We start from the raw sequence: 370 nt of genomic DNA, 5'->3' as shown, positions 1-370 counted from the left end.
GGAGACCCCCGAGGCCGGTGTGGACGTCTGCCGGGCGCTGGCCGCTCTCGGCGCCCCGCGAGCCGTTGACCGGCTGAATTCCCTGCTCGACGATTCCCAAGCGTCGGTGCGAGACGCCGCCTATTCGGCCGTCGCGAAGTTGAACCAGCAGACGCCCCTGCTCGCCGCCGGGGCGGGGTTGGCCGCGAGCGCGGAGGACGTGCGCCGTCGGGCGTTGCAGACGTTGCTCGAAGCCACGCGGGCCGGAGCCGACGGCCGCGATTTGCTTGTGCGGGCGTTGAACGATTTGGCCGCGTCGGTGCGGTCGGAAGCCTTCAAGGCCGTGCTGAACCAGCAAGTCGCGGGGGGTGGTGAGGCGACGCTCCGCTTC

General features: G+C 71.4%; 1 protein-coding gene. It reads left to right on the top strand.

Translation table 11 applies throughout. From position 1 onward, the window contains the following. A partial coding sequence (locus tag BGIM_RS65215; protein WP_040891500.1) for a HEAT repeat domain-containing protein occupies positions 1 to 370 on the top strand: 370 nt, incomplete at both ends.

This window comes from Zavarzinella formosa DSM 19928 (assembly GCF_000255705.1).
Taxonomy (GTDB): domain Bacteria; phylum Planctomycetota; class Planctomycetia; order Gemmatales; family Gemmataceae; genus Zavarzinella; species Zavarzinella formosa.
The sequence above is the reverse complement of the archived record's forward strand: the minus strand, read 5'-3'. Positions and strand labels throughout refer to the sequence as shown.